Origin of the sequence: Pantoea sp. JZ29 (assembly GCF_035190385.1) — a bacterium.
Classification (GTDB): domain Bacteria; phylum Pseudomonadota; class Gammaproteobacteria; order Enterobacterales; family Enterobacteriaceae; genus Pantoea; species Pantoea stewartii.
The window spans coordinates 3,962,732-3,985,710 of record NZ_CP045241.1; the positions used below are offsets into that span (position 1 = coordinate 3,962,732).

The 22,979-nt window shown below is 57.1% G+C and carries 22 protein-coding genes and 1 pseudogene; 18 read left to right on the top strand and 5 right to left on the bottom strand.

Going from position 1 to position 22,979, the window contains the following annotated elements; genetic code table 11:
- Window positions 1-179 precede the first annotated feature (179 nt).
- On the top strand, window positions 180-1,841 hold the full coding sequence (locus GC090_RS18420; protein WP_033739125.1) for a methyl-accepting chemotaxis protein: 1,662 nt from the start codon (window positions 180-182) through the stop codon (window positions 1,839-1,841).
- Window positions 1,842-1,884: 43 nt separating this feature from the next.
- Here the strand turns inward: GC090_RS18420 and GC090_RS18425 are convergent, their stop codons facing one another.
- The 3 genes from GC090_RS18425 to GC090_RS18435 are packed head-to-tail and all read right to left on the bottom strand — an operon-like array spanning window position 1,885 to window position 3,655.
- Window positions 1,885-2,211 carry a YciI family protein gene (locus GC090_RS18425; protein WP_006121607.1) on the bottom strand — a complete coding sequence of 109 codons (327 nt, stop codon included), beginning with the start codon at window positions 2,209-2,211 and terminating at the stop codon, window positions 1,885-1,887.
- Between the two features lie 16 nt (window positions 2,212-2,227).
- Window positions 2,228-2,854, bottom strand: a complete 627-nt coding sequence (locus GC090_RS18430; RefSeq protein WP_033739123.1) for an FMN-dependent NADH-azoreductase — start codon at window positions 2,852-2,854, stop codon at window positions 2,228-2,230.
- Between the two features lie 24 nt (window positions 2,855-2,878).
- The gene (locus tag GC090_RS18435) at window positions 2,879-3,655 is read right to left on the bottom strand and encodes an alpha/beta fold hydrolase (RefSeq protein ID WP_033739121.1); all 777 of its coding nucleotides are present in this window, start codon (window positions 3,653-3,655) and stop codon (window positions 2,879-2,881) included.
- A gap of 116 nt (window positions 3,656-3,771) precedes the next feature.
- Here GC090_RS18435 and GC090_RS18440 point away from each other — a divergent pair, with 116 nt between their 5' ends.
- Complete coding sequence (locus GC090_RS18440; protein WP_058707854.1) at window positions 3,772-4,776, top strand: GlxA family transcriptional regulator; 1,005 nt, start codon at window positions 3,772-3,774, stop codon at window positions 4,774-4,776.
- Here GC090_RS18440 and GC090_RS18445 read toward each other — a convergent pair whose 3' ends face one another.
- Entirely contained in the window at window positions 4,777-5,883 is a 1,107-nt protein-coding gene (locus GC090_RS18445) for an endo-1,4-beta-xylanase (RefSeq protein ID WP_324020611.1), read from the bottom strand.
- 347 nt (window positions 5,884-6,230) lie between these two features.
- Here GC090_RS18445 and GC090_RS18450 point away from each other — a divergent pair, with 347 nt between their 5' ends.
- The 5 genes from GC090_RS18450 to GC090_RS18470 all read left to right on the top strand — a co-directional run bounded on the left by GC090_RS18450 (window position 6,231) and on the right by GC090_RS18470 (window position 10,477).
- A complete protein-coding gene (locus GC090_RS18450) occupies window positions 6,231-7,193 on the top strand; it encodes an aldo/keto reductase (protein ID WP_324020612.1) in 963 nt (320 codons plus the stop codon).
- Between the two features lie 211 nt (window positions 7,194-7,404).
- The gene (locus GC090_RS18455) at window positions 7,405-8,739 is read left to right on the top strand and encodes a carbohydrate porin (RefSeq protein ID WP_033739112.1); all 1,335 of its coding nucleotides are present in this window, start codon (window positions 7,405-7,407) and stop codon (window positions 8,737-8,739) included.
- 175 nt (window positions 8,740-8,914) lie between these two features.
- Complete coding sequence (locus tag GC090_RS18460) at window positions 8,915-9,226, top strand: cupin domain-containing protein (RefSeq protein WP_324020613.1); 312 nt, start codon at window positions 8,915-8,917, stop codon at window positions 9,224-9,226.
- Between the two features lie 87 nt (window positions 9,227-9,313).
- Window positions 9,314-9,892 carry a P-loop NTPase family protein gene (locus GC090_RS18465; RefSeq protein ID WP_033739110.1) on the top strand — a complete coding sequence of 193 codons (579 nt, stop codon included), beginning with the start codon at window positions 9,314-9,316 and terminating at the stop codon, window positions 9,890-9,892.
- Window positions 9,893-9,952: 60 nt separating this feature from the next.
- A complete protein-coding gene (locus GC090_RS18470) occupies window positions 9,953-10,477 on the top strand; it encodes a GNAT family N-acetyltransferase (protein ID WP_205957176.1) in 525 nt (174 codons plus the stop codon).
- A gap of 36 nt (window positions 10,478-10,513) precedes the next feature.
- On the opposite strand, the gene GC090_RS18475 is transcribed toward GC090_RS18470, so the two are convergent.
- Window positions 10,514-11,326 carry an IclR family transcriptional regulator gene (locus GC090_RS18475; protein WP_006121620.1) on the bottom strand — a complete coding sequence of 271 codons (813 nt, stop codon included), beginning with the start codon at window positions 11,324-11,326 and terminating at the stop codon, window positions 10,514-10,516.
- Between the two features lie 319 nt (window positions 11,327-11,645).
- On the opposite strand from GC090_RS18475, the pseudogene GC090_RS18480 reads away from it, so the two are divergent.
- The 11 genes and pseudogenes from GC090_RS18480 to araD all read left to right on the top strand — a co-directional run bounded on the left by GC090_RS18480 (window position 11,646) and on the right by araD (window position 22,953).
- Window positions 11,646-13,171: pseudogene (locus tag GC090_RS18480) on the top strand (sugar ABC transporter ATP-binding protein).
- 22 nt (window positions 13,172-13,193) lie between these two features.
- Window positions 13,194-14,294: an ABC transporter permease gene (locus tag GC090_RS18485; RefSeq protein ID WP_006121622.1), complete on the top strand. Its 1,101-nt coding sequence runs from the start codon at window positions 13,194-13,196 to the stop codon at window positions 14,292-14,294.
- Window positions 14,291-15,391 carry an ABC transporter substrate-binding protein gene (locus GC090_RS18490; RefSeq protein WP_324020614.1) on the top strand — a complete coding sequence of 367 codons (1,101 nt, stop codon included), beginning with the start codon at window positions 14,291-14,293 and terminating at the stop codon, window positions 15,389-15,391. Before GC090_RS18485 ends, GC090_RS18490 begins: the two co-directional genes overlap by 4 nt.
- Before the next feature lie 14 nt (window positions 15,392-15,405).
- Window positions 15,406-16,236 (top strand): SMP-30/gluconolactonase/LRE family protein, encoded by an 831-nt coding sequence (locus GC090_RS18495; RefSeq protein WP_006121624.1) that lies wholly within the window; start codon window positions 15,406-15,408, stop codon window positions 16,234-16,236.
- Window positions 16,237-16,482: 246 nt separating this feature from the next.
- Entirely contained in the window at window positions 16,483-17,496 is a 1,014-nt protein-coding gene (gene yiaK / locus GC090_RS18500; protein ID WP_033739101.1) for a 3-dehydro-L-gulonate 2-dehydrogenase, read from the top strand.
- Window positions 17,493-17,960: a NanQ anomerase/TabA/YiaL family protein gene (locus GC090_RS18505; RefSeq protein WP_324020615.1), complete on the top strand. Its 468-nt coding sequence runs from the start codon at window positions 17,493-17,495 to the stop codon at window positions 17,958-17,960. The genes yiaK and GC090_RS18505 overlap by 4 nt, the downstream gene beginning before the upstream one ends.
- A gap of 14 nt (window positions 17,961-17,974) precedes the next feature.
- On the top strand, window positions 17,975-19,270 hold the full coding sequence (locus GC090_RS18510; RefSeq protein WP_324020616.1) for an MFS transporter: 1,296 nt from the start codon (window positions 17,975-17,977) through the stop codon (window positions 19,268-19,270).
- On the top strand, window positions 19,267-20,748 hold the full coding sequence (locus GC090_RS18515; RefSeq protein ID WP_324020617.1) for an FGGY-family carbohydrate kinase: 1,482 nt from the start codon (window positions 19,267-19,269) through the stop codon (window positions 20,746-20,748). The genes GC090_RS18510 and GC090_RS18515 overlap by 4 nt, the downstream gene beginning before the upstream one ends.
- Window positions 20,745-21,401 carry a 3-keto-L-gulonate-6-phosphate decarboxylase UlaD gene (gene ulaD, locus GC090_RS18520; protein WP_324020618.1) on the top strand — a complete coding sequence of 219 codons (657 nt, stop codon included), beginning with the start codon at window positions 20,745-20,747 and terminating at the stop codon, window positions 21,399-21,401. Before GC090_RS18515 ends, ulaD begins: the two co-directional genes overlap by 4 nt.
- Complete coding sequence (locus GC090_RS18525) at window positions 21,398-22,258, top strand: L-ribulose-5-phosphate 3-epimerase (protein WP_006121631.1); 861 nt, start codon at window positions 21,398-21,400, stop codon at window positions 22,256-22,258. Before ulaD ends, GC090_RS18525 begins: the two co-directional genes overlap by 4 nt.
- Window positions 22,255-22,953, top strand: a complete 699-nt coding sequence (gene araD, locus GC090_RS18530; protein WP_039339015.1) for an L-ribulose-5-phosphate 4-epimerase — start codon at window positions 22,255-22,257, stop codon at window positions 22,951-22,953. The genes GC090_RS18525 and araD overlap by 4 nt, the downstream gene beginning before the upstream one ends.
- Window positions 22,954-22,979 lie beyond the last annotated feature (26 nt).

A 22,979-nucleotide genomic window follows, 5' to 3' on the forward strand; every position in this document is an offset into this window, starting at 1 on the left:
ACCCTTGATCACCCCCGTTTTTGTGACTATGCCAAGCTATTAAAAAAACACGCTTTTCCTGAAAGCGTCATTTTATTTTTAAACTAATCGTTATAGATCACATTATTTATGGCGTCACTATTAAGGTAATCCGTTAAATACCGATATACCTGTATCCACGTTTATCAGGTATCGCCGCCATGTTTAAAAACCTTAAAATTACAACGGGCATTATTGCCGTATTGTTTTTGTTCAGTGCGCTGTTAATGCTTACCGGGTCGCTTTTTTATTCGTCTGTCAGCCAGGCGGGACGCAACTTTTCTCACACTGAACAACTGACGCTACAACAACAGCAACTGAGCGACAGTGTGCAGACGCTGATAAAGACGCGTGTCACCGTCAGCCGGGTGGCTATTCGTTTTCTGAAAAACCAGAAGGATCCGGCATCTCTGGCCTCAATTGCCACACTGCTGGACACAGCGAAACAATCTGCTGAAAAAGCCGATGAGTATTTTTCAGCCTACAAAGCCGCCCCGCCCTTACCCGGACAGCATGCGGAACTGACCCAAAACGTTCAGACGGCTTACAGCAAAATGCACGATACCATGCTCGCGTCGGTCGAGTTCCTGCGAAATAACAACTATCAGGCTTACGGCAATCTTGATGCACAGGAAGCGCAGGATCAGCTGGATAAGGCTTATCAGGCCTGGCGGAGCGCTAACTATCAGCTGATGAAGGAAATCGCCGCAGAAAACGATCACAACTACACCAATATGCTGTGGACCTTGTTGATTATCGCAGTTATTGCTCTGGTGACCGTTGCCAGCGTATGGGCTGGCCTGCGGACACTGCTGCTGAAACCTCTGACTCTGGCAACCGACTACATGCGCGCGATCTCTGCCGGGGATCTGACCCGTGAGATCGCCAGCGACAGTCACAATGAAACCGGACGGCTCCTCAGCCAACTGGAAGAGATGCGCAGCGCGCTGGTGGTGACGATTCGTTCTGTCGATGATGCAACACAGTCCATTTTCACCGGCGCAGCAGAAGTATCGGCCGGCAGCATCGACCTCTCTGCCCGCACAGAGCAACAGGCAGCCGCACTGGAAGAGACGGCAGCCAGCATGGAGCAACTGACCTCGACAGTAAAACTGAACGCGGAAAATGCACAGCAGGCCACCGCGATGGCGAACGATGCCGCGGTGATGGCGTCGCAGGGTGGCCAGATTGTGGCGAAGGTGATTTCCAATATTGAGCAGATCAGTGAAAGTTCTAAACAGATTGCCAGCATCATCGGCATTATCGACAGCATTGCGTTCCAGACGAATATCCTGGCGCTTAACGCTGCGGTCGAAGCCGCACGCGCAGGCGAACAGGGGCGCGGTTTTGCTGTAGTCGCCGGTGAGGTGCGTTCACTGGCGGGACGCAGTGCAAGCGCGGCGCAGGAGATCCGCACGCTGATTGAACAATCGACGCAGCGTGTCAACAGCGGTTCGACTCATGCCTCCGAAGCGGGTGATGTCATGGGAAGCATTGTGCATTCCGTTAACAGCGTGACCCAGTTGATGGCTGAGATTGCCTCGGCCTCGGCCGAGCAGACACGCGGTATTGAACAGGTGACGAAAGCGGTATCGGAAATGGACGGCGTCACGCAACAAAACGCGGCGCTGGTAGAGGAATCGGCCAGTGCGGCAGCCTCACTGGAAGATCAGGCTACGCAGTTACGTCAGTCGGTCTCCGTGTTTAACACGGGCAGAAAGCCGACCACAGGTCTGGCGACGTCCCGCAGCACAGCTTTGAAAAAACCCGTTATGACGCCTGTGTCTACCGCACCGTCAGCGGATAACTGGCAGTCATTCTGATCGACCTGCCGCGGAGCGATGCCCTGCTCCGCGGCAAACGGCTTCAGGCACGGTGGGCCATATCAACGACCTTCGTTTCACTGCCCCAGTCGGCGTCAAACACAGAAGAAACCAGGGCTGGATGAACGCCCGTGACAGCCACATCAACCAGTCCCAACGCCACAAAGGGATCCTCGGTCAACCTGTCGCGAACAGCCTGCTCATCAGAGGCAAGAAACAACACAACGCCGCCCTGCTGATTTTCCAGCGGTCCGGCCAAAACCACCTCGCCCGTCTTGATGTGCTCCACCAGCCAGCTTTTATGACCCGCGCTGTGTTTTTCACGTTCGGCGGCGGCACCACGATAACTCAGCGTAACAATGTAAAGCATAAGGTTCTCCTGTGGATTACAACGCAAGTGACTGGATGAGCGTGCTGGCGGCATTAAACGCGTTGCCGATTTCACGCTGTTGAATGGCTTCCCCTTTTGAAGCCCCTTCTGCACGGATAACATGAATATGCTCAACGCCTAAAAACCGAAAAAAAGCGGCCAGATACCGTTCCTGAAAATCCCACTCTTCAAGGGAACCGCCGTGATAAAAGCCGCCCCGCGCCGACGCCACGATTACGGTTCGCCCACCTGACAATCCCACCGGGCCTTGTGCCGTATAACTGAATGTTTTGCCTGCCTGCGCGATCCGGTCCAGCCAGGATTTTAGTTGGGCAGGCACCGAAAAGTTGTACATCGGCGCACCGATGACAATCACATCACTGGCAAGAAACTCCGCCACCAGCAGGTCAGATAAGCGATGCTGTTCTGCTATGTACTCACTGACGTTGTCGTCGTTTCCCGCCCTGAAACCTGCCGCGATGGCCGCGTTAAGAGGACGGATTTCCTCGGCCACGACATCACGGTAAGTCGCCTGAGCAGCGGGGTACTTTGCCAACAGTTTTCTGACGATGTCCGCGGTAAGCTGCCGGGTAACCGACGGCGTCTGGAAAATACTGGCGTCAATATGAAGTAATCTGTTCATGGGATTCCCCTGAGAGTGATGGTGCTATGAGGATGGAAGGGTTCTGGCCGCGCGATCGATAAACGCAGCCACCTGTTCAGGATGTGAAACCAGCGATAAATGACTAGATGCGAGACGCTGAACGCGTGCGCCAATATGCGCAGCAATGTCAGACTGGACACGGGGCGGCAGCGCCCGGTCTTGCGTGGTCAACAAATACCAGGTGGGTTTGCTTTTCCATGCCGCTCGCGTCACCTTGTCAGTGAAAGCGCTCGCCGCAACAGGTTGTTGTACCGCAGCCAGTTCGCGCACCCGCGCATCAGGCACGTCGCCGGCCAGCATTTCACCAAACTGTTGGGCATTATCCAGCCAGATCATCCCGTGTTTATCCGGCCTCATTGCCGTCATCGGGGCATGAAGTCGTTGCAACAGCCCGGCAGCAGATTCATTACTGTCGGGCACCAGCGCAGAGAGAAAAACCATGCCCCTTACGCGCGAATCGTTGCCAGCATCAGCCACCACCACACCGCCCCAGGAATGCCCAACCAGCAGCACCGGGCCTTGCTGACGCGCAATGACCGCCTCCGTCGCCTTTACGTCATCCTGCAATGAGGTCAATGGATTCTGAACGGCGGTGACGTGATAACCTTTGTGCTGAAGGCGTGAAATCACCGCCCGCCAGCCTGAGCCGTCAGTAAACGCCCCGTGGACTAAGACGATGTTTTTCACCGTCGCCTGCGCAGCGAGCGGCACATTCAATAACGTCAGCCCCAGCAGCACCGCATGCTTTAATCTTTTCGCCTTACTGCTCTTTCGCCGCATCTCGCCTGTTCCTGTGGCCGTTTTCATGCTGACCATGGTAGATCGGGCGAAAAGAGCGTGTAAGATGGCGAATAAGACAACTAACAGGCAAAACTCGCCATAAGGAGTGACTGGCTATGCGCATAGCGATTGTGGCGCTGGAAGGCAGCCTGCCTTCTGCCGTCAACGGCTTTTGTGACACCTTATGGATTGCGCGCCAGGTGATTGCGTCTCGCCCCGATACTGCGGCGCAACTGACCCGCGCGCCGCTGGAGGTCCAAATCGTAAGTGCTGATGGCCAGCCCGTGCGCGATGCGCAGGGACGATGGCTACATGTCGATGCTGATTTCAGCCAGGCAGAGGCGTCAGATATCGTCCTGGTCGGGGGAATGGCCTTGGGCCGCGATCGGTTTCCGCACCATCCGGAAGCGGTCATACAGGCGGGGACCTGGATAAAAAAAATGTACCATCAGGGTGCCATCGTCGGTGCCGCCTGCGCGGGCTGTCTGGTGCTGGGCGAAGCGGGGCTGCTCAGTCGTCGGCGTTGTACCACCACCTGGTGGCTGTTTCCGACCCTGCGGGAGCGCTATCCGGATGCGCGTCCGGTATGGGGACAAACGCTCGAACAACAGGAAAATATCATTACTACGGGTGGCCCACTCTCGTGGAGCGCGCTCACGTTGCATTTGCTGCACAGGATACTGGGGGCGGACGTGTCCAGACAGGTTGCTGATATGGCCGTTGCCGATGCCCAGCCCGTGTCGCAACGTTTGTATGCGCCGCCCGGGTTTATTAACACTCAGCACCCGTTGCTGATGCGGGCGGAAGAGATTATTCGCTATCAACAGCCAGGCATCACGGCAGAACGGCTGGCCTCTGCGTTACATACCAGCGAACGTACGTTGCACCGTAAAATGAAAATGCTGACCGGCGAAAGTCCTAAGGCGTTTATTACCCGGGTCCGCATTGAAGGTGCCTGTCTTCTCCTGGAAAACCCCACCGTAAGCATCCGTAAGGTGGCCGCCGATTGTGGCTATTCTGACGAAAGCAGCTTTCGCAAAGCGTTTAATCAGGTGATGGCGATGACACCCGCGCGTTATCGACAGTGGATTGCCGCCAGAGCGGCACCCGCAACGCGTTAATCAGCGTAGCGCATGCAGCGCTGCCCAGCTGGCGTCTTTGATTTGGCCGTCTTTAGCAAACAGCAACGGTCCGGTGGCCAGCCCATCGCTTGCCTTCGGCGTCGCCGCCGTCCGGTGGGGCGTGTCCCAGACACCCCACGTGAGCACTGCGTCGACACCGGCTTCCAGCACAAGCGAAAGATAGCGCTTATAGGTGCTGGCGACCGCCATGGCGCGGCGCGCCATCGGCAGGCGGCTGTCATCAACATCCAGCTCGGTGATATACACGGCCAGGCCCAGCGCTTTCACTTCACGAATAAATGTCGCCAGTCCCGGACCAGACGCGTACTGCGGACCGGCCTTGAGATGAGACTGAATGCCCAGCGCACCAATGGGGATCTGTCTGTCCTGCAAATTGCGCAGCAGCGCCAGCACAGCGTCGCGTTTTCGTTGTGCGTTGTCATGGTCGCTTTCCAGCCCGTAATCGTTATAGCAAATGACGGTGTGAGGATCGGTCTGATGCAGCGCGTCACAGGCGATATCCAGATAACGCGTTCCCAGACGTTGATACCAGAAACTGTTGCGCCATCCGCCAGGCAAACCGTCAGACAGGTTGATAATCTCGTTCGCCACGTCCCAGCTCTGTATCTGTCCCCGATAGCGCCCCGCGACGGTATGAATATGGTCTCTCAACACTTTTTCCAGCAGCGCGGCATCGCGAATCGCCAGCAGCCAGTCCGGCACCGCGCGGTGCCAGCAAAAGGTATGCCCGCGTAGCAGCAGGCCCTGCGCTCTGGCAAAGGCGGCAAGCGTATCCGGGCCAGAAAAATCGTAGTGATTCTGCTCAGGCTGAACGACCACCCACTTCAGCGCGTTTTCCGGAACAATAATATTGGCCTGGCTGGCCACAAACTGCCGGTAATGCGCATCGGACCGCAAACGCTCGGGCCGGACCGCGAACCCAAACAGAAGATGACGCTGCGCAGCTATGCGCTTTAAGGGGGGGAAAGCCGGTTCGGCCGCGAAGGCCGGTATCGGCAATGCGGAACCCAGCAACAGCGCCGCGCTGCGTTTTATGAACCGACGTCGCGGCGTGGATGTGAAGCCAGACAGATTATGAGGTTTCATCAGTGCCACGTCTCCTGTGACGTTTTGCCCGATCATCGTGAAGGTCGCATCACACCAGCTCGGTATTCTTATAACCCCAAGCCCTAAGGCCCGTCAGCAACGATTTTGTCCACGTCGGTAAAGCCAGATTTCTGAATGTAAAATCCCTCGCTTTACGGTATCGGGTTTTCTGGCATTCGCGGGGCTGTGTGCCTGCACGTTTCAGGACGGGCGCTGCCGTGCCAGCGGTAAAAGTGACCTTTGCTACCTTGTTATGCCGCACTGGCGGACAAACCGAATGAAAAGCTGTCGATTTACCTTTGCTAAGCTGATAAGTACACCTGATACGTTTAATAAAGGAGAATGCTATGACGCAGCCTAAAACCCGCCCCCTCGGCAACAGCGGCCTCTCTGTGCCGCTTCTGACCTTTGGCGGCAATGTCTTTGGCTGGACGGTAGACGAGAAAACCTCGTTTTCTCTGCTCGACGCGCTGGTGGAAAAAGGCCTGTTCTTTATCGATACCGCCGATGTCTATTCACGCTGGGCGCCCGGCAATCAGGGGGGCGAATCCGAAACCATCATCGGCAAATGGCTGAAGAAAAGCGGTAAACGCGACAGGATAGTGCTGGCGACCAAAGTCGGCATCGAAATGTCACCGGAGAAGCAGGGACTGAAACCTGGGTATATTCGCCAGGCCGTCGAGGACTCGCTGCGCCGTCTGCAAACCGACGTGATCGACCTCTATCAGGCGCATCGCGATGATGAAACCACGCCACTGACCGACACGTTAACCGCCTTTGACGCCCTGATCAAAGCCGGCAAAGTCCGGGCTATTGGGGCCTCCAACTACAGCGCCGCGCGACTGCAGGAGGCGCTGGACATCAGCAAACAGCATGGGCTGGCGCGTTACGAAACCCTGCAACCGCTCTACAACCTTTACGACCGTGAAGAATATGAAAGCGAGCTGGAGCAGGTAGCGCGTGAGAATCAGCTTGGCGTGATCAACTACTACGCGCTGGCCAGCGGCTTTCTCAGCGGCAAATATAAAAAACCGCAGGATGCCAGCAAGAGCGCGCGCGGTCAGGGTATTGTAGATAAGTACCTGAATGAACGCGGTAAACGCATTGTTGAAGCGCTGGAAGACGTGGCGGCGTCACATGATGCGTCAGCCACACAGGTGGCGCTGGCCTGGCTCATCGCGCGCCCGAGTATTACGTCCCCTATCGTCAGCGCGACCTCCTTGTCGCAGCTTGATGAACTGGTCAAAGCCACTGAGTTGACGCTGAGCAAACAAGAAATTGAAGAGCTGTCCCAGGCCAGCAAGCCATAAATCCCCCGGGGATGCCGCGGCATCCCTTTCACTTTGCCTCGCAATAAATGCCTTTTTAGTTATAAAAATATTCATTCAGCGATAACTGTCACAATTGCGTTAATTCCTTACCACTTTGCAGTTACATACGCACAGATTTGCAAAAATTGACATTTAGTCAGCATTATTCTCTGCCCTGTCTTTTCCTGTCATTTCATAAAGAATAACGCTAATGAATACAAAAAAAGCAGTGCAGTTTATGCCTCGCCTGGCCGCGGGCAGCCTGATGTTTGCGATGCTGAGCGCCTCCGCGCTGGCCGCCGATGCCTTTAGCTATGACTCACCTTACCTGTTTGGCGACTGGGGCGGTAACCGAACGCAGTTAGAAAACGACGGCATTAAGTTAGATGTTAACTACACCATGGAAAGTGCCGCCAATCTGGGTGGCGGAGCCGACAGCCATACCTCGATGCGCTACAGCGACCAGTGGGCGTTTGGTGCCAATTTCGATCTGCAAAAACTCCTCGACTGGCAGGATACGCAGTTCCAGGTCACCATTACCGATCGCAATGGCCGCAACATCTCCGATCAGGTGGCCGATCGCCGCACCGGGATGCTCTCTTCTACCCAGGAGGTGTACGGTCGTGGCCAGACGTGGCGCCTGACGCAGTTCTGGTTAAGCAAAGGCCTGTTCGATAACACGGTCAATCTGAAAGCCGGACGCGTTACCGTCGGCGAAGATTTCGATAACTTCGACAGCAAGTTCCAGAACCTGGCGTTTGGCAGCGGCCAGGCCGGTAACTGGCGCGGCGATCGCTGGTTTAACTGGCCGGTTTCGCAGTGGGGCGGCAGGCTAAAAGTCAACGTTACGCCAGAGGTGTTTTTCCAGGTCGGTTTCTACAATCAAAACCGTGCGAATTACGACCGTGGCGATGGTTTCCGGCTGGATACCAGCAACTCAGAGGGGAATCTGGTGCCGGTCGAGTTAGGCTGGAAACCGACGTTAGGCCCCGACAAGTTGCCGGGTAACTATCGTATCGGCTATTACTACTCGTCCGCAAATGGCGACAACTATGGCAGCTGGCGTGACGGCGCTTACCAGCGCAAAAATCATGCTTACGGCGGCTATGTCCTGTTGCAGCAGCAGTTGACGGCGCAGGGCGGCGATGCCAGCCGGGGTCTGGGCGTGACGGTTCAGGCGGTGATGAACGACCATAAAACCTCGAAAACCGATAACTATCAGTCCGTCAGCTTCACCTGGAAAGGACCGTTCGATGCCCGTCCGCAGGATGAGATTGGCATCGGCGCGGCGCGTATTCACGTCAACAGCGCCTACACGCGTTCGCTGCGTGAACAGAACGACGCCAGCGGGCAGACCGATTTTAACAGCCCGACCTATCTGCCTGTTCAGGACGGTTCGGAGTACAACTACGAAATCTATTACAACGCGCAGCTGACCAAATGGCTGCAACTGCGTCCTAACCTGCAATACGTTGTTGCGCCGGGTGCCGTTAGCGACGTGAAAGATGCCTTTGTCGGCGGAATCAGCGCTAACGTAAATTTCTGATCCGCCCTTCAGACCTGCCCGCAGGGCAGGTCTGCTTTCCCGCCGGCCCTGACGCTTTCATCCCGTACCTGCTTTGTTGATTCGCCTCAGTTTTCCGCAATTTTTTGCAAGCCCTGCCCCACTTCACGCGGTATAACCTCATCCATGTCTTACCACTGCGCATAACGGAAAAACCATGAAAACCTATATCAGCAAAGCGTTCTCAGCCGACCGGGCCTGGGGTGCACTCGACATCGCTAACTTTGATGGCACAACCGTACGGCTTCACTGGACGGATCAACCCTACAAGTGGCACATCAATGACGGTCAGGAAGTTTTTGCGGTGATGGATGGCTGTGTAGAGATGCACTACAAGGAAAACGGATACATCAGGACAGTGCGCTTGCAGACAGGGGATATTTTTTATGCCAGCGTGGGCACGGAACATGTTGCCCATCCACAGGGCGAAGCGCGCGTACTGGTGATCGAGAAAGCGGGATCGGTCTGACCCCAACCGGCCCTGAGGCACGATGGCTGGCGCACATTTTCCGCGTATACTGAGGCGCAAACACAGCCTTGACGGAGGTTTCGCCTGATGACACCGTTGCCGCCGCTTGCACATCTGGGTCCGCGCATTTGTATCATGGGCCCCTCAAACAGCGGTAAATCTACCCTGGCCGTGGCGATTGCGGAAAAGCAGTCGCTGCCCGTTATTCATCTCGATCAGCTTTATCACCAGCCCAATACCGACTGGCAGCCCAGAGAGCACGCCGTGTTTTTACAGCTTCACCGCGAGGCAATAAGTGCAGAACGCTGGGTTATCGAAGGCAATTATACGCGCTGCCTGCCCGAAAGACTGGCGCGCGCAACGGGCTATATCCTGCTGGATCTCGCGATGCCTGTCAGTTTACTGCGTTATATCCGGCGCTGCTGTGCCACCACGCCGCGTGCCGGGGCGCTGCAAGGCAGCACCGATCACATCAATCTCGCCATGCTCAGGCATATCACCTGGGTGACGCCGGGCAATCGCCGTCGCTATCACCTCCTGTATCAGGGACTTAGCCTGCCCAGGTGCCGTCTGGTAGGTGCAAAAGCGATAAACCGCGCCTGGCAGGAGTGGTGCCTGACGCCCCGTCCTGCGACAGGGATCTTACCCGGCAAAACAGGCCGGTAGCCTTTCCTGCCTGTCTTTTGTATTGTCATGATCCTTACTGGCTCACTCCGGGATCGCAGAATGCACATCACGCTCGCGCAGGATGACCACATTCCCGCCCTGCAACAGATTTATGCTCACCATGTTGTGCATGGCACGGGCAGTTTTGAACTGGATCCGCCTGATGAAGCCGAACTCGCCAGCCGGTTAGAAAAAATCCGTGCCGCCGGACTGCCCTGGTTTGTGGCCATCGAAGACGGCCAGGTTTGCGGTTACTGTTATCTGGGCTTTTATCGTCCGCGCCCGGCTTATCGTTTTACCCTGGAAGATTCCCTTTACATCCATCCGGCTTTTCAGGGGAAAGGTGTGGGTAAACGCCTGCTGGCGCACGCGATTGACTGGGCAGAAAGCCGGGGCTTTCGTCAGATGGTCGGGAATGTGGGCGACAGCGCCAACGCGGCCTCCATCGCTCTGCACCGATCGGCGGGCTTCACCGTGGCCGGTACGCTAACCTCCGTAGGCTACAAACACGGGCGCTGGCTGGACACGGTATTGATGCAGCGGACACTTGGCGCGGGCGACAGTATCCCGCCTGAAAACGGATAACGCAGGATGCGTGCCAGGCGGGCCGCTGCCCAGGGCTCAGGCGGAAGCGCCCAGCTCGTGTGAGATCGCCTGGGCGGTCGCTACCACCTTCGCCATCAGGTTTTTTGCCCCAATCTGTTGCAGCTTGGCCGTTGGCAGCGAGACCGACACCGCATAGGGAACGCGCTGCTGAATATCAAATACCGGCGCGGCGATACAGGTCACGCCCAGCTCGTTCTCTTCGCGATCCATCGCGGTGCGCTGCTGCAGAATATCTCTCAGTTCCTGCTGCATCTCGGGCAAGGTGGTGATGGTGTTTTTTGTCAGTTGCTCAATGCTGTCCTGATGGCTTTGCCAGTAGTGCAGCAGGTACTCTTCACTGCCCCAGGCCAGAAAAATTTTGCCCATCGCCGAGCAATAGAGCGGCATATGCTGCCCGATGTAGGCGCGTGTGCGCATCATGCCGGTGGTGGGTTCCAGTTTATTGATCAATACAACATGATCGTCTTCACGGCTGGAAAAGTTAACCGTTTCGCCCACGTCCAGGTTGAGCTTTTCCAGATGCGGTCCGGCTACGTGGATGATATTGAGCGATGACAGCGCTTTCTGACCGACCGAAATAAATTTGGTCGTCAGGCGATAGCTGCCAGGCGACGGGGCCTGGGTGACATAGCCACTGCTGTGCAGCCCTTGTAACAGGCGGTGGACGGTGCTTTTATTCATGCCGGACAGCTCAGCGAGATGGGCCAGCGGGCAACCGTTCGGGAAATTGCTCAGTAACTCAATTAACTGAAGGCCACGAAACAGACTCTGTGTTCCCAACGGCTTATCGTTTTTATTTTCCTTCGCTTTATCCACTTTACCCACCATCCGCCGATCCTCTCCGTTTCTGACTTCCTGAGCGCACTATCGCATGATGTTAACTCATGGCATAACAACTGGGAATCTTTCGCTTTTTTAGTGTGGCCTGGCGATCGCATTCCGCCTGGCAGGAATTGCGCTGTTCATCACAATTTCAAAACAATATTTTAACCCTATGTTTCTAATGAGGAAATAGTCGCCTCGCTTCTTTGCTTTTCCGCATTTTCAGGGATAGTATTTTTTGGAATAGTATTTCACATGTTGAAATCAGCAAGAGCGCGTCACCACGCTTGCTGCCACTACTCACCAGGCGTCACGGGAGGCTGGAATGCAAACTAACCCGGATAAACCGGTCCTGACACTAAGCCATATCACCAAACGTTTCGGGGGAACCCTGCCGTCAATGACGTAAGCCTGGATGTCTTTCCGGGCGAAGTGGTCGCGCTGTTAGGTGAAAACGGTGCGGGTAAATCGACGCTGATCAAGGTACTGGCCGGCGTTTATACCAGCGACGAAGGCCAGATAACCTTTAATGGCAACCCCATCCCCTCAGCGGCCGCGCTAAAAACCGCCACCAGCCAACCTGTCGCCTTTATTCATCAGGATCTGGGGCTGATCGAGTGGATGACGGTGGCGGAAAATATGGCGCTGATCATGGGCTTCAACCGTCGCCTGGGCCTGATTAACTGGCGGGCCGTGCGTGAACGGGCACGTTTAGCGCTGGAAGACGTCGGTATTCAGCTCGATCCCGATGCCCGCGTATTTGAACTGTCACGCACGGAGAAATCGCTGCTGGCCATTGCCCGCGCGGTGGCCGTCAACGCGCAAGTACTGGTACTGGACGAACCGACCGCCTCGTTACCCGCCAATGACGTACGGCATCTGTTTAGCGTGATAGAACGCCTGAAAAGTCGCAACGTCGGCATGATTTACGTGACTCACCGTCTGGATGAGGTGATTGAAATTGCCGATCGCATTTGTGTGATGCGGGACGGTAAACGCGTCGCAGAGGGCAACACGGCAGACTACAGGTTGCACGATCTGGTTGAAATGATTGTCGGCGAAGCGCTGGAAAGCAATCAGCGCCTTGTGCTGCCTGAGGGGCGTCCGCCCGTGCTGTCACTGGATCAGCTCTGCATCGATGAAGTGGGCCCGGTCTCGTTCAGTCTGCAACCCGGCGAAATGCTGGCGCTGGCCGGCCTGCGTGGTGCCGGTCAGGAAGAGATTGGCCGGATGCTGTTTGGCCTGAAACAGGCTACCCAGGGCCAGGTCATTTTTCGCGACAAGCCCTGCCATTCCCGATCGCCTCGCGAGGCTATGGCGGCAGGCATCTCGTTTGTGGCAGGCGATCGCACCGGTGAAAGTCTGGTTATGTCGATGAGCGTGCGTGAAAACCTGTTTCTCAACCCCTGCGCGAGCGGGCACCGGGTGATGTCCCATTATGGTCGCCGCGCGGAGGTGGGTGCCAGCTGGTGGAAAGTGCAGCTTTTCGACGTGCGCCCTAAAAACGTGGATCTGGATATCAGCGCCCTGTCCGGTGGCAACCAGCAAAAAGTGGTGATGGCACGCTGGATGCACCTCAATGCCCCGTTGCTGATTCTTGAAGATCCCACTGCGGGCGTCGACGTGGGCGCGCGCGAAGAAATTTATCACCTGCTCAACAAAGCGCTGGCAGACGGCGTGGCAGTGCTGGTGATCTCGAATGACCTGGAGGAAATCGCGCATATCTGTAACCGCGCGCTGGTGTTTAACCGGGGCCAGGTAGTGGGTGAACTGAAAAACGAACAGGTCACTTTTGCTAATTTACTGGAGCTGGCCTCAGCCAGCTCTGCTGCCCCCTTCGCTACCGTCTGAAAAGGCAGTCAGGAGAAACGCTATGTCTAAAACCTCGGTGAAATCTACTGCACTTGAACAACGGGTCAGCCTTGCTCAGCATGGTTTTGCGCCGTGGTCGATGCAGGTCGTCACCCGCTACGGATTACTGTTGTTATGTGTGCTGCTGGCGTTACTGTTTTCGGTACTGTCCCCGACTTTCGCATCCCTGCTCACCGTGCAGGCCATTCTGTCCAGTAAGGCCAAAATCGCCCTGCTGGCGCTGGCCGCCACCTTGCCGATGATTGTGGGCAAAATCGACCTGAACGTCGGTTTCGGGATCGTGCTGTGGCACATCCTGGCCATTACGCTTCAGGTGGAATACGGCTTTTCCTGGCAGATGGCGGTGCTGACAGTGCTGGTCTTGTCGGCGCTGTATGGCCTGCTGAACGGCATTCTGGTGGCGCTGGCGGATATCGACAGCTTCGTCGCCACGCTCGGTTCCGGCACGGTGCTGTATGCCATTGCGTTGTGGCACTCCGGCGGTCGCCAAATTGTTGGTGACTTACCGGATGCCTTTAGTGCGCTGCACAGTACCGAAGTGTTTGGCATTCCGATTGGTGCCTTCTATGTGCTGGGCCTGGCGCTGGTATTGTGGCTGATCACTGAGCACACGCCACTGGGAAGGTGCATGTATGCCGTGGGCGGTAACCCCGTCGCCGCGCGCCTCAACGGTATTGCCGTGAATAAATACGTGATCGGCGCGTTTATCGCCTCCAGTGTGATCACCGGCTTCAGTGGGGTGCTGATTGCGGCGGAACAGGGCGTCGGCCAGGCCAGCGTCGGGATGGATTACCTGCTGCCTGCGCTGGTCGGGGCTTTTCTGGGCAGTACCACCATTCGTCCGGGACGGGTAAACGTCTGGGGCACCGTGGTCGGCATCGCTATCCTGGCTATCGGGATTGCCGGTATTCAGCAGTTTGGCGGCGCGTTCTGGGTGGAACCGCTGTTTAACGGTGCCACGTTGCTGCTGTCGATTACGCTGGCCGGCTACGCTCAGCGCCGCCGTATGTTGAATCAAAAAGCCGTCGTGCGTAGTCAGAGCACGCCGGCGACCACACCTGACTCACAGCAAAAAACCATCACACCAGGGAACTCATTATGAAAAATCCGGTATTTGGTCTTTCTCTCATCGCCATACTGGTCGCCACCTTACCAGCCCATGCAGACAGCTATCTCGATCAGGCGACAGCGGCCGTGGCCAAAGCGACGGCCAGCGCCACGACCTGGGACGGTCCGACGACCGGGCCAACGCTACAGCCTAAAAAGAAACTGATCTTTATCGCCTCGGATATGAAAAACGGCGGTGTGCAGGGCGTTCAGCAAGGCCTGAGCGAAGCGGCGAAAGTGGCTGGCTGGACGCTGGATACGCTGGACGGCGCAGGCTCTGTCAAAGATCAACTGGCGGCGCTGAATCAGGCGATTGCCCAGCGCCCTGACGGTATCGTTATCGGCGGCTGGAACCCGAACGTCGCCAAAATGCCGCTGAAAAAAGCCCTGCAGCAAAAAATCGTGCTGATGGCCTGGCACGCAGAGCCTCAGCCGGGCCCGATTAAGCAGTACGGGATCACCGATAACATTACGTCCGATTCTAATGAGGTTGCCCGTCTGGCGGCGCAGTACGCCATTGTGAAGTCAGGCGGCAAAGCGCAGGTGATTATCTTCACCGACTCGCTGTACAAAATCGCGCTGGATAAAGCCAATGCGATGAAGCAGGAAATTGAGAAGTGCAGCGAGTGTAAAGTCATCGACTTTATTGACACGCCGCTGGCCGATACCTCTAACCGTATGCCGTCGCTGACCTTTAGCCTGTTACAGAAGTACGGTGACCGCTGGCAGTACTCGCTGGCGATTAATGACCTTTATTTTGACTTTATGGCACCCGCGCTGAAAACCGCAGGGAAAGGTGGCAAAAACGCGCCATATAACATCTCGGCAGGCGACGGCTCGGTGTCGGCCTTCCAGCGCATTCGCAATGGTGAAAGCCAGGTCGCGACCGTCGCTGAACCGCTGAAACTGCATGGCTGGCAACTGCTGGATGAGTTCAACCGCGCCTTCGCCGGACAGCCCCCGTCAGGCTATGTCACGCCTGCGCACCTGATTACACCGGAAAATATCAGCCGGGATGGCGGACCGCAGAACCACTACGATCCGGAAAACGGCTATCAGGACCATTACAAAGCTATCTGGGGCGTGAAGTAACGGAGGCCAGCATCATGCAGGTAGAAAAACTGTGCTCCCCTGCCACCTGGGCCGAAGGCCCAGTCTGGTTACCGGCGCTGGATGGGGTGGTATTTAGCGATGTCAAAGGCAACCGTATGTACTGCTGGCAGCGCAATGGCGAGCTGAGTATCTGGCGTCATCATTCTCACTATGCCAATGGCAATGCCCGCGACCATCAGGGACGCGTGGTCAGTTGCGAACACGGTCGCCGGGCTATCAGCCGGACAGAAACAGACGGTACGGTGAACGTGCTGGTGGATAAAGTCGAGGGCAAGCGGTTTAACTCGCCTAACGATCTGGCGATCCGCTCCGACGGCACCATCTGGTTTACCGATCCGCCTTACGGGATCGTCAGCGATCACGAGGGTTACCTGGCTCCCAGCCAGGTGATCGGTTGCTATCTCTACTGTTTTGATCCGGAAAGCGGGCAGCTCAGCATTGCCGCCAGCGATCTGCAGCGGCCAAACGGGCTGGCGTTCTCGCCTGATGAAAGCGTGCTGTACGTGGCGGACATGTCGGTGGTGGATTTCCCGACGCTCGGCCGCCATGAGCTGCGCACCTATAAGGTGGACGGTCGCACGTTGTCTGCAGGGCAATTTTTTGCCGATGTCTCACCCGGTTTCCCGGACGGATTTTGTGTGGATGCCAACGGCGATATTTACTGTAGTTGCGCTGACGGCGTGATTATTTTCGACAGCAGCGGAAACCGTAAAGGCAAAATCCCGATTCCTGAAACGGTATCCAACTGCACCTTTGGCGGACCGAATAATGATGAACTTTATATCACAGCCAACACTTCACTCTACCGGGTAACGCTGCGCTAACGCCCCTGCACAGGCAGGGCGAAAAGCAGAGCAAAACAGGTCAGCTGTCTCTCAGCTGACCGGCCTGACTGTGGCCGGAATCGGGCAAAAAAGCCCAAGATCACAGAAGTCAGAATTAATTACATCCTGTTGATTTAAATGAAATAATTTTTGAGTCATTTCTTTGACTCGCTGCATTTTTCCCCATAGCATTTAGTTGAAATGACATTCCACATTATGAAATAAGACGCGGGGAGTATCAGTCAGATGAGAATCAGCTATCAGCAGTTGTATCAGGAGTTTCTTCGCGTACTCCTCAGCCGCAACGTGCCTCAGGCCAAAGCCGAGGCCTGCGCGCGCATGTTTACTGAAACCAGTCTTAACGGCGTCTATTCCCATGGCGTTAACCGCTTCCCGCGTTTTATTCAGCAACTGGATGCCGGCCACATTATTCCCGATGCGGATGCGCAAAAAGTCCTGTCGCTGGGTGCGATTGAGCAGTGGGATGCGCAACGCGCCATTGGCAATATCACCGCCCATAGCATGATGGAGCGCGCGATGGCGCTGGCCACGGAACACGGCATTGGGCTGGTGGCCTTACGCAATGCCAATCACTGGATGCGCGGTGGCAGCTATGGCTGGCAGGCGGCGGAAAAGGGCTTTGTCGGCATCTGCTGGACCAACTCCATTGCCGTAATGCCGCCCTGGGGCGCAAAAAGCTGCGCGATCGGCACCAATCCGCTGATTATCGCGGTACCGGGCGAGCCGGTTACGATGGTGGATATGTCCATGTCGATGTTCTCCTACGGCATGCTGGAAGTGAATCGCCTGGCGGGGAAAAGCCTGCCGGTCGATGGCGGCTTTGATGATGAGGGCAACTACACCCGCGATCCGGCCACGCTGGAAAAAAACCGCCGCATTTTACCAATGGGTTACTGGAAAGGCTCAGCGCTGTCTGTGGTGCTGGATATGCTGGCCACCCTGCTCTCTAACGGCGCCTCCGTGACTGAAGTCACTCACGACAACGGCGATGAATTTGGCATTTCTCAGGTGTTTATCGCCATCGACGTCGATCGGCTCATTCCGGGCGAAACCCGCCAGCAAAAACTCGATCGTATTCGCGCATCCATCACCGGTGCGGAACCGGCTGACAGCACACAGGCGATTCGCCTGCCGGGTGACAAATTCCCGCCACTGCGTGAAGAAAACGAACGCCTGGGTATTCCGGTTGATGAGCGCGTCTGGGCGCGCATTCAGGCGCTACAGGAGAAGGCATCATGATTACCGGACACCTTGCCAATACCGATCCCCGTCACTATCCCGCCGCGATTGCTCATGCCCTGGCCTACCTCGCCGGTCATGATCTGGCAAACATGGCCGCCGGCCGTTATCAGGACGAAGAAACCGGCTGGGTCGTACAGGTGTTAGATCTTCACACGGTTCCCGCCGCAGAGAATTACCCGGAGGCGCACCGCTATCACATCGACGTGCAGTATCTGGTGGCAGGCGAAGAAGTGATCGGCGTCGCCACACAACCGCTGGATCTGGCGGTGCATCAGCCTTATGACAGCGAACGCGACATCGTTTTTTATCAACATGCCCCCGATGAAACCCGGGTACGGATGCTGCCCGGCACGTTCGCCGTATTTTTTCCTCAGGATATTCATCGTCCTAACTGCGCGGTCAGTCAGCCCGGTCCGATCCGCAAAGTCGTGGTGAAGATCCCCACGCGCGATCTGGTGTAAGGCAGGGAGTCACGATGAGCATCACTACAAGCGCTGTCAATCATGAAAAGGTCCCTGCACTGCGCTGGCTGCGGATCATTCCGCCGATTCTGATTACCTGCATCATTTCGTATATGGATCGGGTCAACATCGCCTTTGCGATGCCGGGCGGCATGGATGCTGAACTGGGCATCAGCGCCTCGATGGCCGGACTGGCAGGCGGCATTTTCTTCATTGGCTACCTGTTCCTGCAGGTGCCCGGCGGCAGGCTGGCCGTTTACGGCAACGGTAAACGCTTTATTGGCTGGTCGCTGCTGGCCTGGGCGGTGATTTCCATACTGACCGGCATGGCCACCAGCCAGTATCAGCTGCTGGCGCTGCGCTTTGCGCTGGGGATCGCCGAAGGCGGCATGTTACCGGTGGTGCTGACGATGATCGGCAACTGGTTCCCGGATGCGGAGCGCGGTCGCGCAAATGCCATCGTGATCATGTTTGTGCCGATCGCCGGGATCATCACGGCTCCGCTCTCAGGCTGGATCATTACCGGCTGGGACTGGCGCATGCTGTTCTACGTGGAAGGCGCGTTATCTCTGGTCGTGATGGCCCTGTGGCATTTCACGATCAGTAACCGCCCGCAGGAAGCGAGATGGATTTCGCCAGCCGAAAAACACTATCTCATCACCACGCTGCATAACGAACAGCTGATGATCAAAGGGCAGAACGTGCGCAACGCCTCGCTGATGCGCGTGATGCGCGAACCGGTTATGTGGCGGCTGATTCTGGTCAATTTCTTCTATCAGACCGGCATTTACGGCTACACGCTGTGGCTGCCCACCATCCTGAAAGGACTGACGCACGGTAATGTGGAGCAGGTGGGCTTTCTGGCCATTCTGCCCTACGTCGGGGCGATCGTCGGCATGTTTTTGTTTTCTGTTCTGTCGGACGCGACCGGACGGCGCAGGCTGTTCGTGGCGCTGCCGCTGGCCGGCTTTGCGCTGTGCATGGCGCTGTCGGTGTTACTGAAAGCGCATATCTGGTGGTCCTACGCGGCGCTGGTGGGCTGTGGCGTCTTTATCCAGTCTGCGGCGGGCGTGTTCTGGAGTATTCCGCCGCGCCTGTTTAATGCCGAGGTGGCTGGCGGCGCGCGCGGCCTGATCAACGCGCTGGGCAACCTGGGCGGCTTCTGCGGTCCCTACATGGTGGGCATTCTGATGGCGTTTTACAGCCGGGATACCGGGGTTTACAGCCTTGCCATTTCACTGGCGATTGCCGCCCTGCTGGCGATGACGTTGCCCGCACGCTGCGATTCCCCTCAACAGGAGGCATTATGAAACGCTGGCTGGGACTGGACTGTGGCGGCACCTTTATTAAAGCCGGGCTGTACGATATACAGGGCCGCGAGCTGGCCGTCGCCCGGCAAAACCTGCCGGTTGTTGTACCGGAACCGGGTTATGCCGAACGCGATATGACGCTGCTGTGGCAACAGGCGGCAGCCGTCATCCGTGAGGTGCTGACCACCAGCGGCGAGGATGCGGCGTCGGTCGCCGGTATGGGCATTTCCGCACAGGGTAAGGGGCTGTTTCTGCTGGACAAACAGCACCGCCCGCTGGGCAACGGCATCCTCTCCTCCGACCGCCGCGCCCTGAGCCTTGTGCAACAGTGGCAACGGGAAGGCTTGCCACAGAAACTCTATCCGCTGACCCGACAAACGCTGTGGACCGGCCACCCGGTATCGCTGCTGCGCTGGATCAAGCTGCATCAGCCACAGCGCTATGCGGCGATTGGCAGCGTCATGATGGCCCATGACTATCTGCGTTTCTGTCTGACCGGCGAGCGGGCATGCGAAGAAACCAATATCTCTGAGTCCAATCTGTATGACATGCAGGCAGCCGACTGGTCGCCTGTACTGGCAGAGATGTCAGGTATCCCGGAGATAATATCGGCACTGCCGCCGATTATCGGCCCGACGCAGATTGCGGGCTATGTCACCGACGGGGCCGCTGCCGAATGCGGTCTGCTGCCCGGTACGCCCGTCGTGGGCGGCCTGTTCGATGTGATGTCAACAGCGCTGTGCGCGGGCCTGAATGATGCGACGCGCCTGAACGCGGTGATGGGAACCTGGTCAGTGACCAGCGGCATTACCAACTGCATCAGCGATGAAGCAGACTATCCCTACGTTTATGGTCGTTATGCCATTGAGGGCCAGTACCTTATCCATGAGGCCAGCCCGACGTCGGCGGCCAATCTGGAATGGTTTTGTGACCAGTGGGGCATTAAGGACTACAGCCAGCTTAATGCGTGGGTAGCAGCGCTGGCGCCCGCCAGCAGCAGTGTGCTGTTTCTGCCTTTCCTGTATGGCACCAATGCCGGTGCCGATCTGCACGGCAGCTTTTTTGGCCTGCAGGCAGGTCACACGCGCGCCCATCTGGTTCAGGCCATCTACGAAGGCGTGGTGTTCTCACATCTGACGCACCTCAACCGTATTCTGCAACGTTTTCCTCAGGTTACCGCCCTGCGTCTGAGCGGTGGGCCCACGCGCTCTGCGCCCTGGATGCAGATGTTTGCCGATGCCAGCGGCCTGACGGTTGAGGTTCCGCAGATCAGTGAGAGCGGCTGTCTGGGCGCGGCGCTGGTGGCGTTAACCGGCACCGGGGCTTATGCCTCACTGCAGGCGGCCCAGCAGGCCCTGGCCCCTGACATCGTGTGCTGGCAACCGGACAGCACGTGCTATGACCGCTACCAGCAAAAGTATCAGCGTTATCAACATCTGATTCGCGTCCTGCGTGACGCCCAGGGAGACCTGCCATGAGCCTGCCCTTACTCCAGCTGGCGCTGGATCACACCACGCTGGATGCCGCGCTCAGTACCGCCCGGCAACTGCATCCGCATGTCGACATTATCGAAGCCGGTACGCTTTTGTGCCTGAGCTGCGGTGTTGAGGCCGTACGTCATCTGCGCCAGCAGCATCCGGAAAAAACGCTGGTCGCGGATTACAAAGTGGCGGATGCCGGCGGCACCCTGGCGGAGATGGCTTTTGCGGCAGGGGCTAACTGGATGACGGTGATCTGTGCCGCGCCGCTGGCAACCTTTGCCAGCGCGCTGGCGGTGGCGCAGCAGTACCAGGGGGATATTCAGATCGAACTGTTTGGCAACTGGACGCTGGATGATGCCCGGCAGTGGCGAAAGCTGGGTCTGACCCAGGCTATTTATCACCGTGGACGGGACGCACAGGCCAGCGGGCAACAGTGGAATCAGCACGATCTGGATACCATGAAAGCCTTATCAGACCTGGGTTTTGCCCTGTCCGTCACGGGCGGTATCACCCCGGATGACCTTTCTCAGTTTCGCGATATCGATGTGAAGGCGTTTATTGCCGGCCGCGCCCTGAGCGATGGCGAGAACGGCATTGCATGCGCCACCGCATTTCACCGGGCCATTGGCCGCCATTGGGGGACAGTATGAAACGCCTGCACCCGTTAGGGATTTACGAAAAAGCCCTGCCTGCGAATCTCACCTGGCCAGAACGTCTCGCGCTGGCCAAAGCCTGCGGGTTTGATTTTGTGGAAATGTCGGTCGATGAAACCGATGAACGGCTGGACCGGCTGAACTGGAGCAAAGAGCAGCGCCTGTCGCTGGTCAACGCGACCATCGAAACCGGCGTCACCATTCCTTCCCTGTGCCTGTCCGGCCATCGCCGCTTTCCCTTTGGCAGCCACGATCCGGCGATCCGCCAGCGCGCAGACGATCTGATCGATCAGGCCATCCAGCTGGCGAAAGATGTGGGGATCCGCACGATTCAACTGGCGGGCTATGACGTCTACTACGAACCGCATGATGCAGGCACGGTCGCGCGGTTTGCCGAGGGCTTGTCACGCGCAGTGCAGCGCGCAGCAGCGGCGCAGGTGATGCTGGCGGTAGAGATCATGGATACCGAATTCATGAACGCCATCAGCAAGTGGAAAGCCTGGGAACAGCAGCAGGCTTCTCCGTGGTTTTCCGTTTATCCGGATGTGGGCAATCTCAGCGCCTGGGGCAATGACGTGACTGCCGAACTGACGCTGGGCATTGATCGCATCGCCGCCATTCATTTGAAAGATACCCAACCGGTCACCGCCCATTCACCGGGGCAGTTCCGCGATGTGCCCTTTGGTGAAGGCTGCGTGGATTTCGTTGGCGTGTTTCGCACGCTCAAAGCGCTGAATTATCGCGGATCGTTCCTGATTGAGATGTGGACCGAGAAAGCCGAGGAGCCGGTTGCCGAGATCGTACAGGCACGGCGCTGGATTGAACAGAAAATGCAGGAAGGAGGCTTACTATGAGCATTGCCATGATGAAAGAGCAGGTGCTGGCGGCAAACCTGGCGCTGCCGCGCCACCATCTGGTGACGTTTACCTGGGGCAACGTCAGCGCCGTCGATCGTGCGCAAGGGCTGATGGCGATTAAGCCCTCCGGCGTGGAATACGACGGCATGACGGTGGACGATATTGTGGTACTGGAACTGGCAAGCGGCCGCGTGGTGGAGGGCACGAAAAAGCCCTCATCGGACACGGCCACCCATCTGGCGCTCTATCGGGCCTTTGAGGACATCGGCGGCATTGTGCACACGCATTCGCGTCATGCCACCATCTGGGCGCAGGCGGGCCAGGACCTGCCAGCCTGGGGCACCACGCACGCTGACTACTTCTATGGTGCCATTCCCTGCACCCGACTGATGACGGAGGCCGAAATTACTCACGATTACGAGCACAATACCGGCGAAGTGATTATCGAAACCTTCCGCTCACGCGGCATCAGCCCGACGGCCATTCCCGCCGTGCTGGTTAATGCTCACGGGCCGTTTGCCTGGGGGAAAGACGCAGATAATGCCGTGCATAACGCAGTCGTGCTGGAGGAAATCGCCTATATGGGGATTTTTTCCCGCCAGCTGACGCCTGATATCACCCGAATGCAGCAGCCGTTACTGGATAAACACTTTCTCAGAAAGCATGGAGCAAACGCCTATTACGGCCAGTAATTCTCTTCTTTTTACTCAGCGGGAGC